Origin of the sequence: uncultured Marinobacter sp., assembly GCF_913055835.1 — a bacterium.
GTDB lineage: Bacteria > Pseudomonadota > Gammaproteobacteria > Pseudomonadales > Oleiphilaceae > Marinobacter.
This window is the reverse complement of sequence record NZ_CAJXKQ010000006.1, coordinates 18,541-35,611: the sequence shown is the minus strand read 5'-3', so window position 1 is coordinate 35,611 and position 17,071 is coordinate 18,541. Positions and strand designations below refer to the sequence as shown.

Annotated in this window: 12 protein-coding genes; 1 reads left to right on the top strand and 11 read right to left on the bottom strand. The window is 56.8% G+C overall.

Going from position 1 to position 17,071, the window contains the following annotated elements; all coding sequences use genetic code 11:
- Positions 1-107: 107 nt before the first annotated feature.
- The 11 genes from QZ534_RS05405 to QZ534_RS05355 form a co-directional block, all read right to left on the bottom strand.
- Positions 108-2,492 (bottom strand): MMPL family transporter, encoded by a 2,385-nt coding sequence (locus QZ534_RS05405; RefSeq protein ID WP_296932276.1) that lies wholly within the window; start codon positions 2,490-2,492, stop codon positions 108-110.
- 46 nt (positions 2,493-2,538) lie between these two features.
- Positions 2,539-3,687, bottom strand: a complete 1,149-nt coding sequence (locus QZ534_RS05400; RefSeq protein WP_296932272.1) for a YCF48-related protein — start codon at positions 3,685-3,687, stop codon at positions 2,539-2,541.
- A gap of 145 nt (positions 3,688-3,832) precedes the next feature.
- The gene (locus QZ534_RS05395) at positions 3,833-5,221 is read right to left on the bottom strand and encodes a DUF1329 domain-containing protein (protein ID WP_296932269.1); all 1,389 of its coding nucleotides are present in this window, start codon (positions 5,219-5,221) and stop codon (positions 3,833-3,835) included.
- A gap of 136 nt (positions 5,222-5,357) precedes the next feature.
- Positions 5,358-8,000 carry an aminopeptidase N gene (gene pepN / locus QZ534_RS05390; RefSeq protein WP_296932266.1) on the bottom strand — a complete coding sequence of 881 codons (2,643 nt, stop codon included), beginning with the start codon at positions 7,998-8,000 and terminating at the stop codon, positions 5,358-5,360.
- 82 nt (positions 8,001-8,082) lie between these two features.
- A complete protein-coding gene (locus QZ534_RS05385; protein WP_296932264.1) occupies positions 8,083-8,922 on the bottom strand; it encodes a DUF2797 domain-containing protein in 840 nt (279 codons plus the stop codon).
- Positions 8,919-9,209 carry a DUF1315 family protein gene (locus QZ534_RS05380; protein ID WP_296932262.1) on the bottom strand — a complete coding sequence of 97 codons (291 nt, stop codon included), beginning with the start codon at positions 9,207-9,209 and terminating at the stop codon, positions 8,919-8,921. Before QZ534_RS05380 ends, QZ534_RS05385 begins: the two co-directional genes overlap by 4 nt.
- 165 nt (positions 9,210-9,374) lie before the next feature.
- Complete coding sequence (locus QZ534_RS05375) at positions 9,375-10,238, bottom strand: rhomboid family intramembrane serine protease (RefSeq protein ID WP_296932260.1); 864 nt, start codon at positions 10,236-10,238, stop codon at positions 9,375-9,377.
- Positions 10,239-10,281: 43 nt separating this feature from the next.
- Positions 10,282-11,295: a metallophosphoesterase gene (locus tag QZ534_RS05370; protein ID WP_296932257.1), complete on the bottom strand. Its 1,014-nt coding sequence runs from the start codon at positions 11,293-11,295 to the stop codon at positions 10,282-10,284.
- A gap of 2 nt (positions 11,296-11,297) precedes the next feature.
- Positions 11,298-12,182 carry an NAD(+) kinase gene (locus QZ534_RS05365; protein WP_064227361.1) on the bottom strand — a complete coding sequence of 295 codons (885 nt, stop codon included), beginning with the start codon at positions 12,180-12,182 and terminating at the stop codon, positions 11,298-11,300.
- A 110-nt stretch (positions 12,183-12,292) separates the two neighbouring features.
- A complete protein-coding gene (locus tag QZ534_RS05360; protein WP_296932253.1) occupies positions 12,293-13,540 on the bottom strand; it encodes a DNA repair protein in 1,248 nt (415 codons plus the stop codon).
- A 211-nt stretch (positions 13,541-13,751) separates the two neighbouring features.
- Positions 13,752-15,821 (bottom strand): NADPH-dependent 2,4-dienoyl-CoA reductase, encoded by a 2,070-nt coding sequence (locus QZ534_RS05355; protein ID WP_296932251.1) that lies wholly within the window; start codon positions 15,819-15,821, stop codon positions 13,752-13,754.
- A gap of 150 nt (positions 15,822-15,971) precedes the next feature.
- On the opposite strand from QZ534_RS05355, the gene QZ534_RS05350 reads away from it, so the two are divergent.
- Complete coding sequence (locus QZ534_RS05350) at positions 15,972-17,021, top strand: AraC family transcriptional regulator (protein ID WP_296932247.1); 1,050 nt, start codon at positions 15,972-15,974, stop codon at positions 17,019-17,021.
- Positions 17,022-17,071: the final 50 nt, after the last annotated feature.

The window sequence follows — 17,071 nt, the reverse complement described above, 5'->3', positions numbered from 1 at the left end:
CATAGACCACTTCACACCATAAATAAAGTATGGATTAGCTCGCTAAACGATTGACAAGACAACAAAAAAGCCCGCGGTGCGGGCTTTTTTGCTGATAATTGCGAATGTTATTTCGCAGCTCGGGCCTTGGCAAGCATCTGGTCCGGCCGCAGCAGGAACCGGGCCAGAGCCGGCAACAGCCAGATGGCTCCCACCATATTCCACAGGAACATGAAGAACAGCAGGAAGCCCATGTCTGCCTGGAACTTGATCGGCGAGAAAATCCAGGTGACAACACCCAGGCCAAGCGTCACACCGGTAAACATGACCGCCTTACCCGTGGAGCGCAAGGTCTCGTAGTAGGCCTCTTGAAGGGTTTTGCCCTCAAGCAGATATTTCTCCAGCTTGCTGTAGATATAGATGCCGTAGTCGACACCGATACCTACCCCCAGGGCAATAACCGGCAGGGTCGCCACTTTGATGCCGATTCCGGACACCGCCATGATCGCCTCACAGAGAATGGAGGTCAGCCCCAGAGGTATCACGATACACAGCACCGCGCGGACCGAACGGAAGGTCACGAAGCACAGCAAACTCACCACGCTGTAGACAAGAATCAGCATCTTGTCCTTGGCGCCGGAAATAACCTCATTGGTCGCGGCCTCAACACCGGCATTACCCGCCGCCAGCAGGAACCTGTGCTCCTCGTTGCTGTTCTTCTCGGCAAACTGTTCGACCCGCTCAACAACGGTTTCCAGGGTCTCAGCCTTGTGATCTTCAAGGAAAACCAGAACCGGAGTGAGGCTACAGTCGGTATTGATCAGACCGGCAGGAGCTTCACGAATGGACGCATTGATGATCGTCTGGTTACGAGAAATCTCGTACCACTTCCAATTGCCCTCGTTCAGGGCTTTGGTCACCATCTTCGACACATCCGCCAGGGATGCTGAAGACTGCACGCCCGGGGTGTTCTGCAGCTCCCACTGCAGAGCGTCCATGGCCCGCAGCACGTTATACTGGGTGCACTGTTCCTCGGGTGTTTTGACCATCACCACCAGCACATCCGCACTGGTTGAGTAATTGTTGATAATGTAGGCGTTATCCTTGTTGTAGCGGGAGTCCGCTCTCAGCTCGGGAGCACCCTGATCCAGATCACCGATCTTGAGGTCCTGCTTGTAATAAAGACCGAGCCCAAGACCAATCACGGCAATCAGCAATGAGATAGGTGCCACGCCGGGATGCGAGAAGTAGGACATTACGCGCCACTTCCGATCCTGCTTTTCACCGTGATTCTGCACGTGACGGATGCCGCCTTGCGAAATTCCGACGTAGGACATAATCAAAACGTGCAACACCAGGTTGGTGAGGATCACGTATGCCACACCGATACCCGCAGCAATCGCAAGGTCCCTGATAACGTCGATTTCGATAAAGAACAGGGTCAGGAAGCCGAAGGCGTCGGAAATCAAAGCCAGCATGCCCGGGATATAGAGGGCACGGAACGCCAGGCGCGCGGCGGTCACCGCATCAAAGCCCTTGGCGGCTTCGACGGCCATGGCGTTTACAATCTGAACACCGTGACTGATACCGATGGCGAACACCAGGAAAGGCACGAGAACGGAGTATGGGTCAAGACCGTACCCCAGCAGTCGCAGAGTTCCAAGCTGGAGGAAAACCGCAATAATCGAGGTAAAGACGGGAACCAGGGTCCCGGCAATCGCCCGGGAGTACCAGAACAGCAAGAGCGTGGTCAGCAGGATGGTAATACCGGCGAACCAGGCGATGGAACCAATACCTTCAATCAGATCGCCGACCTTCTTGGCGAAACCGACGATATGAATTTCGATATTCGGGTTCTGCTCTTCGTACTTTTCCCGAATTTTTTCCTCAAGCTGACGGGAGAATTCACCGTAGTCCAGAGCCTCACCGGTTTCCGGATTCTTCTCATACAACGGCGCATAAACGATCGTTGACTTGAAGTTATCGGAGATCAGGCGCCCGACTTCGTTTGAGCGAAGAACATTCTGGCGAAGCTGCTCAAGGCTGTCCCGGGAGCCGTCATAGCCGTCCGGTATTACCGTACCACCCTGAAAGCCCTGCTCAGTCACCTCAACCCAGCGAACGTTCGACGTCCAGAGGGATTTTAGACCCGAACGATCGACGCCGTTGAGGTAGAAAACCTCGTCGGTGATCTGCTTCAGGGTTTCCATGTACTCTTCGGTGAAGATATCGCCTTCTTTCGCTTCGACGGCGATACGAACAAAGTTACCGAGGTTTTCCAGATCATCCCGGTGCTCAAGCATGTTGACGATGTACGGATGCTCAAGCGGAATCATGCGCTCAAAACTGGCGTCGGGCTGAATCTTGACGGCGTTGTAACCGAGAAACAGCGTCAGAATGGCGAAGAAGACAAGAATGATTGGCCGGTTATTGAAGAGCAGCCTTTCGAGAAAGGGTTCGGCCTTGGGCGTGGTCAGGTAGTGCTCGCCCTTGTCATGCTTAGGGTTGGACATTCAAAAGCCCCTCTATTATTCGTTCGGTTGTTGCCACATCAGGGCGTTATTGAAGGTTTCTTCCACGGGCGTCTGTTATCTTTGCGCCACCTTCGCCGACGATCAGCAGATTTGTTCCTGAAATGGGTACCGCGCTCATGACGCCCTCGCGATCACTGCGAAAATGGTCGCGGAAGGTTTCTGCGCCATTGGTACTCATCAGTACCGCACCACTATTCCCCACAAGGGTAATGCGGCCATCTTCAGAAACGACGCCGTCATTGAGTGTAGCCTCTGCCGAGTTGGGAACCATCCGCCAGCTCTTACCCAGATCCGAAGAAAACAGCATATTGCCCCGGAGGCCAAAGGCGAGAATCTCGTTCACCTGGCCCGTGCCAATAACACCGAACAGGGAGCCTTCATAAGGCGCCTCCCGGCGCTCAAAGGTTTCACCACCGTCTACAGAAACATGTATCTGACCAGCTTCACCAACCACCACCAGGGCACCGCCGGTTATCCGGGTAATGCCGTTGAGGTGGAAGTTCTGCCGGTTATCAATTCTTGGTGCCCAGTCTTTCCAGGTCTCACCACCGTCCATGGTGCGCAGGAACATACCGTAGGCGCCCACCACAAAACCGCGGTTCTCGTTTTCAAACCAGACATCCAGTAGCGGGTTGACCGGACCGATATCCATGTCCGCCTGAATGTTCTCAAGGGCGAAGTAGAGATCGTCCAGTGCCCATTCGAGATCTTCCTTTTCGTCTTCGGGCGCTTCTTCGATGCGCTCTTCCATGGCGGCAATCTGCTCTTCCCGGCTCTCGATGGCCAGCTCCATGGCACGAATACCATCAATCTGAAGGCTCCAGGTGGCCCCTGCGTCGGTGGTATGGAGGACCACACCGCTGTGACCCACCGCCCAGCCATGAGTGTCGGAACCAAAATCGATTGCCGTCAGGGTCACAGAAACAGGAACTTCACCCTGAACCCAGGTTTTCCCCTCATCATCCGAATAGATGATATGACCGCGCTCTCCGACGGCCACGATGCGATCCCCTACCCGAGTCGCGTCAGTGAGAAGATTTTCCGGGGCCAGATCCGTCGGCCGGGCCGGGGTTTCGATGATATCTGCAAGCGCAAACGCTGCAGGGGCAGACCAGACCATGGAAAGTCCAAGGCAGGCAGCGCCCAGAGTCTTGCACATCAACCTTTTAGCCATTCAGATTGCCTATTATGTTGTATTGAACTGTGTCTCTGACCGGCAAAGCCGGGAATAACTGTAAACATACCGGCACCTTACGGTTGCCGGTATGTCGGGTCGCCACTTCCTGTGGGCGGGGACGCATCCCTCCGCCAACAGGGCGTTAGCGAACACTCCTGCGGCGCAGGGAGGCCGGCGAGAAGTAGCGCGTATTCGGAACTTCGTTGGTGAACACGCGGGTGTTAGCCTCTTCTGTGTCCAGTCCGAGTACATGATAACGACGGGCCTGAAGGTCATGATAGACGTCAAGAACCGTCCACACACCCGGAAGTTCATAATAATTTTTCGGCAGCCCCATGGTTACACGCCAGAGTTCACCACGGCCATCGTATTGATCCAGCAGAACCGTGTTCCAGCTGTCCTCGTCAATATAGAACCGGCGCTTACCGTAGATGTGGCGCTCACCATCTTTCAGTGTGGCCTCAACCACGTGAACACGATGAAGCTCCCAGCGGGTGAGGTCCGGATTCAAATGCGAGATTCCCAGGATTTCCTCGTACGGAAGGCCCTTTTCACCAATCCGGTAATTATTGTAGGGGATGTAAATTTCCCGTTTGCCTTCGTAATTCCAGTTGTAGCGATCCAGGGCACCGTTGAATATATCGGTATCGTCTGCGGTACGCAGGTTGTCAGACGCGGCGATCGGGGAATCGTACCCCAGGTTCGGTGCCCGACGGACACGGCGCTGCCCGGCGTTGTAACCCCAGCCATTCCGTGGGTTGATGATCTGGTTAAGGGTCTCGTGAATCAGAATGGCACCACCGGCGAGACGGGGTGGTGACTGGGTGAACGACAGATAGTAGAAGATCACGTTATCCAGATCTTCCTCACCGCCTTCCGGGTTGTAATAGTTGAAAAACGCTTCCTGCTGGGAGGTAACCAGCGAATAGTCGCCGTTGGTCTGGACAGCCACCTCACTGGAGCGCCGGGTGACATTCACACCGCGCCAGCGGGTCAGATGGTTCCAGACAGCCTGCCACGCTTTCTGCTCGTCATTGCCGTGCAGGATCGGGAAGGGGTAGCCGCCGAAGGCGCCATCCAGGCCTTCGCCCTGACCAACGATTTCTGCGTTTACCGCGTTTTCGCGGGTATTCTCAGCCACCCAGTCGGGAACTGCGTGGGTACGACGGGTCTGGTATACCGGCACCCGGAATGTGGTCGGGTAGGTTTCCAGCATCGCCTTTACGCCGTCAGTGAGGTATTCCTCGTACTGATCCATGTTGGCAGGCGTGATGGTAAACAGGACCTCATCATCGGGGAACGGATTGATATGGTGCTGCCCACTGCCCTCATAGCCGGCAGGTGGTTCTGTCAGCCCTCCGGTCCACGCCGGGATGGTGCCGGCACTGTTGCCGGCCTTGGGCGAGCCAAAGGGTGTCAACTCCTGGCCCAGACGGGCCGCTTCACTGGCGGAAACCGCTGCCCACGCAGGCGCTGATGCCACGGAGAGAGCCAGCAGGCCGCCGAGAATCGCATTTTTGTTATACATCATGGTGAAACCTTAAGTGCGTCTGGAAGCCTCTGCGGAGGCTTTTTTATTGTCGTCTGATGGAATTACAGACCTTACTCCAGATTACCCGATCCCAGACTAAAGTCTATCGACCGAAAGTGCGATTTTGTATCTGACTTCAGTCCGCAAGGCTCTTGTGCACCACTTCATAGACATCCCTGGACAACCCGGATTTATCACGAATACGCTCAAGCGCCGATTTCATCCTGGCGCTGTATGAGGGCGCGAACTTTCTCCAACGGGTCAGCGGGGTCACCAGACGAGCGGCAATCTGCGGGTTGCTGTCGTCAAGCCGACAAACCTGGTCGGCAAGGAACTGGTAACCGGATCCATCCGGGTTGTGGAAGGCTGCAAGATTCTGGCCCGCAAACGCACCGACGACAGACCGAATCTTGTTGGGATTTTTCCAGTCGAACGCGGGATGCTCCAGCAGCTTATGGATGTCGGACAACTGTCCGGCCTGATCACTGGCTGCCTGCACAGAGAACCACTGCTCAACAACCTGAGGGTCGTTCTGGAACTGATCGTAGAAGTCATCCAGCGCCTTTTGGCGATCAGCCTCAAAACCTGAATTGACGAGGGCCCGCAAGGCACCCATGCGATCAGTCATATTATCAGCAGCGTTCAACTGGCTTATCGCAAAACCCCGCCCTTCCTCGTCATCAATCATCAACAACCAGGCCAGTGCGGTATTGCGCAAGCTACGGCGGGCAATGGCGTCCGGCGTCACCTCGTATGGGCCACTACCCTGGTGACGCTGGTAGCAGCTAATCAGCTCGCCTTTCAGGGCACCGGCCAGGTGCCGGAGTACCGCGTCACGGACCTGATGGATAGCCGGCACATCGGCATTATCCGACAGTTCAATCAGGTAGGCCTCAGAGGGAAGCTGCAGCATTTTTGCCACCAGGGCCTGATCCAGATCGGTGTCGGAAACCAGCTTTCGATAGGCCTCCACCAGTCTCGGTTCGATTTCCGCATTGTCGGGCGCACCAACCAGGGACTGGATAACATCCACTGCCAGCCTCTGGCCCGCATCCCAGCGATTGAATCCGTCCGGGTCGTGACTCATCAGGAAGAGCAGCTGTTCCCGTGTCCAGGGGTAACGTACACGAACCGGTGCAGAAAAATGACGCAACAAGGACGGAACCGGCCTGGATTCGATGCCATGGAATTCGAAGGTGTGGACGGCTTCGGTGAGTTCAAGTACCCGCTCCGTCGGTGCATCCGCCTCGCCCGATTCGAGTTGAAGCGGCAGGGACTGTCCATCCTCTCCAAGCAGACCCAGCGCGAACGGAATATGCTGCGGTTTTTTGTTGGTCTGCCCCGGGGTATCCGGAATGCTCTGTTCGATGGTCAGACGATACACACCCTTCCCGGCGTCATACTCATCCGATACGCTCAGCACCGGCGTACCGGCCTGCTCATACCAGAGACGGAACTGGCTCAGGTCACGACCGGAAGCATCTTCCATGGCTTTAACAAAATCATCGGTCGTTACCGCCTGACCATCATGACGCTCAAAATAAAGATCGCTGCCCTTGCGGAACATGTCCGGCCCCAACAGGGTGTGGATCATGCGAACAACTTCTGCGCCTTTTTCGTAGATGGTCAAGGTGTAGAAGTTGGAGATTTCCATGTACGAAGCCGGCCGAACCGGATGCGCCATGGGGCCTCCGTCTTCAGCAAACTGGGCAGTACGCAGCAGCGTCACATCCTCAATCCGTTTGACTGTCGGTGAGCCCATATCTGCAGAGAACTGGGAATCCCGGAATACCGTGAAGCCTTCTTTCAGGCTGAGCTGGAACCAGTCGCGGCAGGTAACCCGGTTACCCGACCAGTTGTGGAAATACTCGTGGGCAACGATGGCTTCAATACGCTGGAACGCCATGTCAGTGGCGGTTTCCTGGCTGGCCAGCACGCAGGAGGAGTTGAAGATGTTGAGCCCCTTGTTCTCCATGGCGCCCATGTTGAAGTCATCCACCGCCACAATCATGAAGATATCGAGGTCATACTCACGACCATAGACTTCCTCATCCCAGCGCATGGACCGCTTCAGGGAATCCATGGCGTGATCACACTTCTCGGCGTTTCGGGGCTCCACGTACATACGCAGATCAATGTCGCGGCCCGAGCACGTGGCAAAGGTATCCCGTTTTTCCACCAGGTCGCCAGCCACCAGGGCAAAGAGGTAGCACGGCTTGGGGAACGGGTCTTCCCAGGTGACAAAGTGCCGGCCGTTTTCCAGCTCGCCTTTTTCCACATCGTTGCCATTGGAGAGAAGTACCGGATAGGCATCCTTGTTGGCTTCGATACGGGTACGGAAACGGGCCATCACGTCCGGACGGTCCGGGAAAAAGGTGATGCAGCGGAATCCTTCAGCCTCGCACTGGGTGCAAAACATGCCCGAGGATTTGTACAGACCTTCCAGACGGGTATTGTTCTGCGGCTCGATCCATGTAACGACCGTCAAAGTGAACTGCTCCGGCACCGAGCGAACCACCAGCTGGTCGCCCCTGTCCTCGTAATCCCCTGCAGCCAGCTCAGCGCCGTTCAGAGCGACGGATTCGAGGGTAAGGCTGTCACCATCGAGTTCCAGAGGCGCAGCCGTCTCTTCCGATTCCGGGTTACGACGAAGTTCGAGGGTGCTATGCACCCGTGCGCCATCCTCGAAAAGCTCGAAGCGCAGGTCTACAGTATCGACCAGATACGCAGGTACCTTGTAATCACTCAGGTAAATGGTCTGTGGCTGGCTGGTACGCATTGGTTTTCTCCAGAGTTCGCGGCCTGCGGGCGCAGAGTTTCAGCGGCCGCAGACATGGAAAGATTGGCCGGGCGAGGCGCTTTCAGCCTTCCATGACCCGGAAACGGACTTCATAACCGGTGAACTTCCGAATGTTGATCACACCGGTATCCAGAATAAGGTACTGCCCCTTGATACCCTCCAGAACGCCTTCCACTTCCGGCGTTTTGTCGAGGTTATGGGTTTTGATCTTTTCTGGCCAGACCTGGACGGGATAGCTGAGGCCAAGGCCTTGCTCGTCAACTTCCCGGATAGAATCCTGACCGTGGGTCTGCCGGAGCGCCTCAAGGTCCTCGGCGATCAGCCCGAGCATGCGCTGACGCTCTTCAATCAGATCCAGCTCGGGCACATCGCCCTTGAGCATGGCCCGCCAGTTGGTCCGGTCGGCTACATGGGTTTTGCAGGCAACTTCCACCAGCCCGGCGATGTACCGCGTCGCAACTCGAACCATCGGTATGGCGTCCACCGCCCCCTGGTCAATCCAGCGCGTCGGCACCTGAGAGGCCCGGGTAATGCCCACTTTCAGGCCGGACGAGTTAGCGAGGTAGACCACGTGTTCAACCATGCAATGGGTTTCACCCCACTCCGGCTCACGGCAGGTGCCAAGATGATAGTGGCACTTCTCCGGGCTCATGATGCAACTGTCACACGCTGCCAGTTTCCGGAAACAGGGATAACAGAAGCCCTGGTTGAAACTTTTGTTGGTTTTCCGGTCGCAGTGAATGCAGCGAATCACCCCATCGAAATCCAGACGCAACGGGCGCCCAATCAGATCGTTCAAGGGAATGCGAGTGTCGCCCACGGCAATGGAGTACGCCACCGGATCGCCCGCCTCCGCCGGCATTTTGCGCAGCCGGCCGGTCACATCAATCAATTCGCTCAAGACTTGACCTCAACAAACTGGTCCGGATCAACGTTGCCGTTACCCTGCTGGCGCTGAACTGAAGGATCACAGGCGGTGCCGGCCTTGCTGCCCCTGTCCAGATAGCCGGTGCGCTCCTCTTCAGGAATGTTGTGCAGGTTTTCGTAGTAGATCACCGCCTCGAGGCTGATTTCCCGCTGCTCGGGTGTCAGCTTGCGGCCGTCGGGCCATTTGCCAAGTTCGATTGACTGCCGGAGACTCCGGTAAACATTCGGATCCAGTCGCTCGATCAGTTCTTCGTAAGTCATCCCGCTCTCCTGAAAAAACGTTCATTAAAAATGTGGCGGAACCGTTTGACAGAATCAAACGATAATGATTATCATTAATTCACCAAATGACGACGGTCGTATCATTTGGTCTCTCTCATCAGGAGCTAAAAGCTCTTTTAATGCCCCGCCTCTGGCGGGGCTTTTTTATGCGCCCCGCCTGCGTCTTACGGGCAAAAGCACCGCCAGGGCCAGCCCGGCAATAAATCCACCCAGATGCGCTTCATTGGCCATACGCCCGAGCCCGATTATTTCGGGAAGCGGCGTAAACCCGATCACCATCCATGCTACGGCGAAGGTAACCAGTGCCGGCGGAAACTGGAACCGTGGCGCAGATCGCTGACTAAGCCAGCAGTAGCCCAGAATCCCATAAACCACCCCGGATAGCCCACCGAAAAGTGGCCCGGACACGAAATACTGCAAGCCGTTCGAGATCAGGCTGGTAATCACGAACAGGCTGATCAGGCGCGCCCGCCCATCGAACCATTCGATCTGACTGCCCAGAAACCAGAGCATGACCGAATTGAAAATGATGTGGGTCCAGCTGAAGTGCAGAAAGTCCGGAGTCAACAGCCGCCAGATCTGGCCACTGGCCAGTGTGGCAGTTAACGCGTCAATGCGACCGGCAAGGGTGCTCCAGTCATAATCCCGGGGATCGATCATCATCAGGCCGGCCGCCAGTTCATTCTGGCCCATGGCCGTGAGCCAGACCATAACTACAGCAAACACAATGATCCCCAACACCAGCGGCGCATGCCGGGGTGAAGGTTGCCAACGCCCGCCAACAAACACCGGCGACCGGTTCTGGCGATCCACAGCTTCCCTGATTTCGGGTTCTGCCATGAAGCGGTCCAGAGCGGAAAGCACGGGTTCAGCGTGAGCCGGGTCTTCCAGCCAAAGCACCTGGAATCCCCCTTCTTCGGTAATGCGGTGGGTAACACCCTGTCCGTTAAGCCAACGGCTGAAGCTGGCCAGGTTCACTGTGGTATCCAACTGCTTGACTCGGTACACCGCTTACTCCGCCTCGGGAAATGGTTCAGCTGAGATGCACGGTTTATCGCGCAACGCTGTCTTCGCTGGTTGGATAATCCGGCTGCTCCGGCCTCTCCACATCTACCCAGACAAATTTGTCCCGGGAAAGTGCCCGCTCACCATCCATCCGGTAAGCCACCAACCGCCCGTACTTCACGGCACTGTAGTCGATGCAGGCAACGTTGGGCTTGAGCGGCGCCGGCTCGCCCTCCATCCAGTAATGGCCCACGAATACTGGTGGTGCATCCAATGGGTAGCTGATCAATTGTTTGCGCTCGTCATCGGTCAGTACCCTGCTTGCCACTTCCGGTGGCAGTGGATCTGGCTGGAACACGACATCGGCATAGGTATGCGGATCATCGGCCCAGAACTTGGTTCGGAAAAACTCACGCACGTAACCATCGCGGCCGGTGATGGCCATACCCTCCGGGAGCCTGAGATCTGTCCCGCGAAGCACGGTATCCATGACCTGCCCGGCAAAGGACTCAATCGCGGCAGAAGCGTGCAGGAAATCCTCATCAATGCAGGCGCTCCCCTGCGCCTGCTTGAATTTTTCGATCAGATCGCCATCCCAGCACGCGTGTACAACGCGGAAATCCTCGTCGTCGATAAACAGCGGAATGGTGTAGAACCACTCGAGAAACTCGTTCCACTCGTACGGGTATGCCTCGAACTGCTCCAGCGTCTCCCGGATCAGACGGTCATGGCGGGCGTTGTGTTCACGCAAAAAGGTTTTGCCGCTGCCGGGACGGGCCCGGGTGCAGTAACCAAGAGCGTTGTACTCATGGTTGCCCATGACAATGCGGGCCGAACCATGTTCCACCATATCCCGCACCAGGTGCAGCGCCTCGCGGATCCGCGGGCCACGATCAATGATATCGCCGATGAAGATCGCCTGGCGACGAGGGTGCTGGTACACACCGTTGATCTTGCGATACCCCATCTGGTCCAGCAATCTGGCGAGGGTATTCGCACAGCCATGGATGTCGCCAATGATGTCATAACCGCGGTTTGCGGTCGGTTTTGTTGCAGCCATGATCAACTCGCTGATATTTCACTAGCCCAGCCAAGCTTGTCACGGCAGGTGGCATAGAAATTATGGTCGGTAGGGTGAATCAACCGGATCTTGAACGGCTTTTTGGTGATGCGAATGATATCCCCCGGCGCACAGGCAATGTTCATCTGGCCGTCAAAGCTGATTTGCGGATAGGTTTCATTGGTCTCGCCGATCACCAGTTTGATCTCACTCTTGCCATCGACAACGATCGGCCGGCTACTGAGAGTGTGGGGAAACATGGGCACCAGAACAATGGCATCCAGCTTGGGGTGCATAATCGGGCCACCGGCGGAAAGCGAGTAAGCCGTAGACCCGGTCGGCGTGGAGACAATCAGGCCGTCGGAGCGCTGGCTATAGACAAAATGGCCATCAATGAACAGATCGAAACCGATCATCCGGGTGGATTTACCGGGATGCAGCACGACATCGTTCAGGGCCGTACCAAACCCCAGGGGCTGACCGTTGCGCTCCACGTTGCCATCCAGCAGAAACCGGGTCTCTTCCATGTACTCGCCTTCAAGGACCTTGCCGAGTCGCTCCTCAAGGTCCGAAGGGGAAATGTCGGTGAGAAAGCCGAGCCTGCCACGGTTTACCCCGAGCAGGGGAATCTTCGACTTGGCCAGCTCACGGGCGGCGCCCAGAAGACTGCCATCACCGCCGACGACGATCACCAGATCACAGATCTCCCCCAACAGTTTCTTGCTCGCCACCTGCAGGCCATGCCCGGGCAACATGCTGGCTGTGTCTTCCTCGAGAATGACGTGGTAGTTGTTGGCAATCAGGTACTGTTTGAGCTGGCGCAGTGATTCAACCACTTTCACGCTGCCCATACGACCAATCACACCAATGTTCCTGAACTGATCCATGAAGTATCCTGTGGTGTCGGGATGCGGCGGGGACAAACGAAACCGTTACCCCGGTGACAATCGGAGTACAGTTTAACGAAAGTCACACCGATTCTGAAAAAGTTCCGGCCTCAGGCCTGGTGTTTCTCACACCGGTCATCGGTGCCCGGGCGGAATTCCGCCGGCTGACTGACCCGAAGAATGGGCTCACCACAACGTTTGCCATCCTCGTCTTCATGCATGCAGACAGGGTTTTCGTAGTGTTCCAGCCATTCCCGATAAGCGGGCTCATTCATGCCACAACGTTCTGCCGCATAGGCGGTGGGATTACTGAAGTAGGTTTCAATGTCTTTGAAGGGCAGCGTCAGATGTCCGACGCCCGGCTGGTAGGCCACCAGAAACACCGACTGGCGCTTCAGATGGTCCATGATGGAGTCCTCTGGCGGTTCGCGATTGCGCAGTTCGTGGTTTTCCTGCTCAAGAGCCACGATCTTGTCATCCCTGAGCTCAAGCTCCCGCTGGCGCCGTTCGAGCTGTTCCCTGAGCAGCAACAGCTCGGCACCCGCGTTTGAATCCTCACGCTGCTTTTCCTCACCAACTGCGGCCATCTGCTCCTGCATGGCGAGGTATTGCTCGTTCCGTTCCGACAGACGCTTCTTGAGCTGCTCGTTACTCAGCCGCTGGCGCTCGTATTTTTGCTCGAGATCGGCAATGTCACTACGCAACCCCTGGATTTCCAGCCGATGCTCCCGCTGCATGTCTGAGAGGGCATCGCGGTGAACACTCTGGAGGGTCTTGATCCGCAGGCGCTGCTCCCGGATCAGCTGCGCCAACCGGGATCGATCCGCCGCTGCCGCGGCCTCTTCGCGCTCAGTCGAATCCTCGGCCTGCTCGCTCAGAACCGGAATATGCTCTTCCTGAACCGGCTCCACTTTCCGGAACTTGAGGCTGTTGGCCTCAACGGCCTTGCGAATGGCCTGGAAATGATTGTTCCCGGGCGTCATGTCCGGGTCCCAGAGATCTTCCTTGAATTTGGGGTCGGGGCATTGGCTCCTGCAAACCAGCCGGATCGCGCCACCGCCCATATCCGGCCCCTTCGCACCTATTCTGGCCAGCTCCTCGATAGGCACGTTCCAGTGACTGTCGGCCCGGCCCTCCTCATCAAACCAGATGCGAAAGAACACCAGTGCCTGAACCCGAAGATCGGCACTCAGCTCAACCAGAACAGCCCGCACATCGGTTTCGGCGAGATCGGAAAGCCCAACGTAGCCATCCAGGAAGGCCCCGAATTCACTGGCCCGCATCTCCCGGGCCACCTGACTCCCCTCCACAAAAAATACCGCCGAATAACCATCGGTTGCCTGGTCGGCAGACACCATTGCACGCTCTCCACAAATCAACGATTCGACACCACACGACAGAATCCCGAAAGATGTTCCATCTGATCGTGATGCCGGCCCCTTCTACTCTGGCCCTCCCTAACCAGAATAGAATAGAAGAGACAAGCAGTCAGACTCAAAGCTATTAGTCTAGCCAGACAATCGTTTCTGCACAGGAGAAAAGTGCAACGATTTGTGATCATGTTTGCGCCTAGAGCTCTGCCGCCAGACGACTACCCTGATTGATCGCCCGCTTGGCATCCAGTTCAGCGGCCACATCCGAACCCCCAATCAGGTGCACCGGCAGGCCGGCAGCTTCGAGATCGCTCTGCAGTTCACGCAGCGGCTCCTGGCCCGCACAGACAATAATGGTGTCTACTGGCAGCACACGATCCTCGCCCTGCTCCGCACCTTTCGGCGTGACCGTTATGTGCAGCCCTTCATCGTCGATTTTGCGATAGGTCACACCCGGCACCATTTGAACCTGGCGGTTCTTCAGGGAAGTGCGGTGAATCCACCCGGTAGTCTTACCCAGGTTCTTGCCAACTTTCGATGCTTTACGCTGCAGCAGATAGACTTCGCGTGCAGGCTCCGGCACTTGGGGCTCCACGCCCTGAATGCCACCCCGGTGCTCGACGCTCAGATCTACGCCCCACTCCCGCATGAAGTGTTCTGTGTCGATGGCGGCTGAGGTGCCCTTGTGGACAATAAACTCGGAGACATCGAAACCGATACCACCTGCTCCGATCACTGCCACTTTCTCGCCAACCGGCTTGCGCTCCAGCAGGGCATCGAGATAACCGATCACTTTCGGATGGTCGATTCCTTCGATTTCCGGAGTACGCGGTTTCACACCGGTCGCCAGGATCACCTCATCAAAGCCGCCGGCCTTGAGATCCTCGGCGCTGACCCGGGTGTTCAGGCGCACATCCACCTGATGCTTGTCGAGCATCACCCGGAAATAACGCAGGGTTTCGTAGAACTCTTCCTTGCCCGGAATCAGTTTGGCGACATTGAACTGGCCACCAATCTCACTGCCCGCATCAAACAGAGTCACCTTGTGGCCCCGCTCGGCAGCCACCGTGGCAAAGGCCAGGCCAGCAGGACCGGCACCAACCACAGCAATGCTTTTTGGATTGGCGGTCTTCACGTAGGTCAGCTCGGTCTCGTGACAGGCGCGGGGATTCACCAGACAGGACGTCAGCTTGCCGCTGAACGTGTGATCAAGACACGCCTGGTTACAACCGATGCAGGTGTTGATCTCGTCGGCGCGATCTTCTGCCGCCTTCAGAACCAGGTCGGCGTCTGCCAGGAACGGCCGGGCCATGGACACCATGTCGGCATCGCCTTCGGCCAGAATCTTTTCGGCCACATCCGGCATGTTGATCCGGTTGGTGGTGACCAGCGGAATGCTCACTTCCCCTTTCAGGCGCGCCGTCACCTTGGTAAAGGCCCCGCGGGGAACCGACGTGGCAATGGTGGGCACCCGGGCCTCATGCCAGCCGATGCCGGTATTGATGATGGTTGCACCCGCCTTCTCGATTTCCTTGGCCAGATGCACAACTTCTTCCCAGGTACTGCCGTCCTCAATCAGATCCAGCATGGACAGGCGGTAGATCAGGATAAAGTTCTCTCCCACCCGCTCACGAACCCGACGCACGATTTCGATCGGCAGACGGATACGATTTTCGTAACTGCCACCCCACCGGTCCGTCCGGTGGTTGGTGTGGGAAACGATAAACTGGTTGATGAAGTACCCCTCAGAACCCATGACCTCAACACCGTCATAGCCCGCACGCTGTGCCAGCGCGGCACAATCCGCGTAATCCTGAATCTGCTTTTCGATGCCCGCCTCGTCCAGCTCCTTTGGCTTGAACGGATTGATTGGTGCCTGGATCGCAGACGGCGCAACCAGTTCCGGAGAATAGGCGTACCGGCCCGCGTGAAGGATCTGCATGCAGATCTTGCCATCGGCTTCATGCACAGCGTCGGTGATGATCCGGTGCTTATCCGATTCTTCTTCGGTGGTCATCTTGGCAGCGTGCTGGAACACCCCGCCCTCCACGTTCGGAGCAATACCGCCGGTAACGATGAGGCCGGCGCCGCCACGGGCACGCTCTGCATAGAAGGCCGCCAGGCGCTCAAAGCCATTTTTGGCTTCCTCCAGCCCGGTATGCATGGACCCCATCAGGGTGCGGTTACGCAGCCTGGTGAAGCCCAGATCGAGCGGCTCAAGCAGGTTCGGGTATTTGGCAACGCCTGGAGTCGTGCTCGCGGTCATGTTCGGTCTCCTCATCGTGATCTTCGACGGGGCCACCGCAGCGGCGGCTCCTTCATTGTTGAGCCTTAAACTACCCGCGCTCCTTGCTATCGACAATATCCCTGGATAACATTTTATTATCTTCAAATAACATGTCCGACAAAGGCTTCAATGAACACCCAGCAAGCTTCCTCGCAAAAAAGCCGAAATTCTCTTGGAGACATCAGTGTCCTGTATGTATCTGCGTTGATGCGGGCAGCCGAAGCCGAAGGTGGGAATAGTGCAGAACTGGCATCCCGTTTCCAGCTTGACCATCAGACACTGACGTCGCCGGAAGCGCGCATCAGTATTCCCCGTTTCATGCGCCTGGGGCACGCGGCGATCACCGAGACTGGCAACCCGGTCCTCGGGTTGAGAATGGGAGCATTATCCCGCCCTGTTGACGCCGGTATTGCCGGGCTTGCCGGAGAAACCGCCAACACTGCCGGGGCGGCAATCAGCACGTTGATTCGCTACGCCCTGCTAACCAGCCGCAACAGCCGCGGTGTGCCGTTGGTTCGGCCGGATGCGAGGCAGGTACAGTTCTACTCGATTCGGCCCTACAACGACTTCAACTATTTCGTGGTGGATTCTGTTCTCGCGGCCTGGACCCAGTTCCTGCGAACCGTAACCAGCCGCTATGACGTTCTGGAAAGAGTCACCATCGAATACCGGTCCACAGGCCAGGATGACTTGTTCGAAAGCTGGTTTCGCTGCCCGGTGCAGTTCGGAGCAACCAAGAACAGCATTACAGTACGACAGGAGATCTGGGAAAGCCCGAGCCAACAGGCCCAACCGGCGATGCATGAGAAGCTGACGGAGCTGTGCGAACGGGAACTGCAGCAGATCCGACGGGGATGGACAACGGGAGACCGGGTAAAAAACCTCCTTACACCACTATTCCAGGGCGAGACACCGAGCCTGGAGACCATTGCCATGAAACTGGGGGTTGCGCCATGGACGCTTCAGAGACAACTTGCAGCCGAGGGTACCGGGTTCAGGGAACTGGTGGATGAAACAAGGAAGCAGTTGGCGAGAGACTATATTCGCGAGACGGACACGTCACTGGCGGAAATTGCATGGCTTTTGGGGTTTGCCAACCCTGCGGCCTTTCACAAGGCCTACCGGCGCTGGTTCGATCTAAGCCCCGGGGAGCACAGAAAGCAGATCAAGCATCTCTGAGACCGAAGCTGCGTCCAATGCCCGGCTAGAGCTCCGTTGCATCGTCCCAG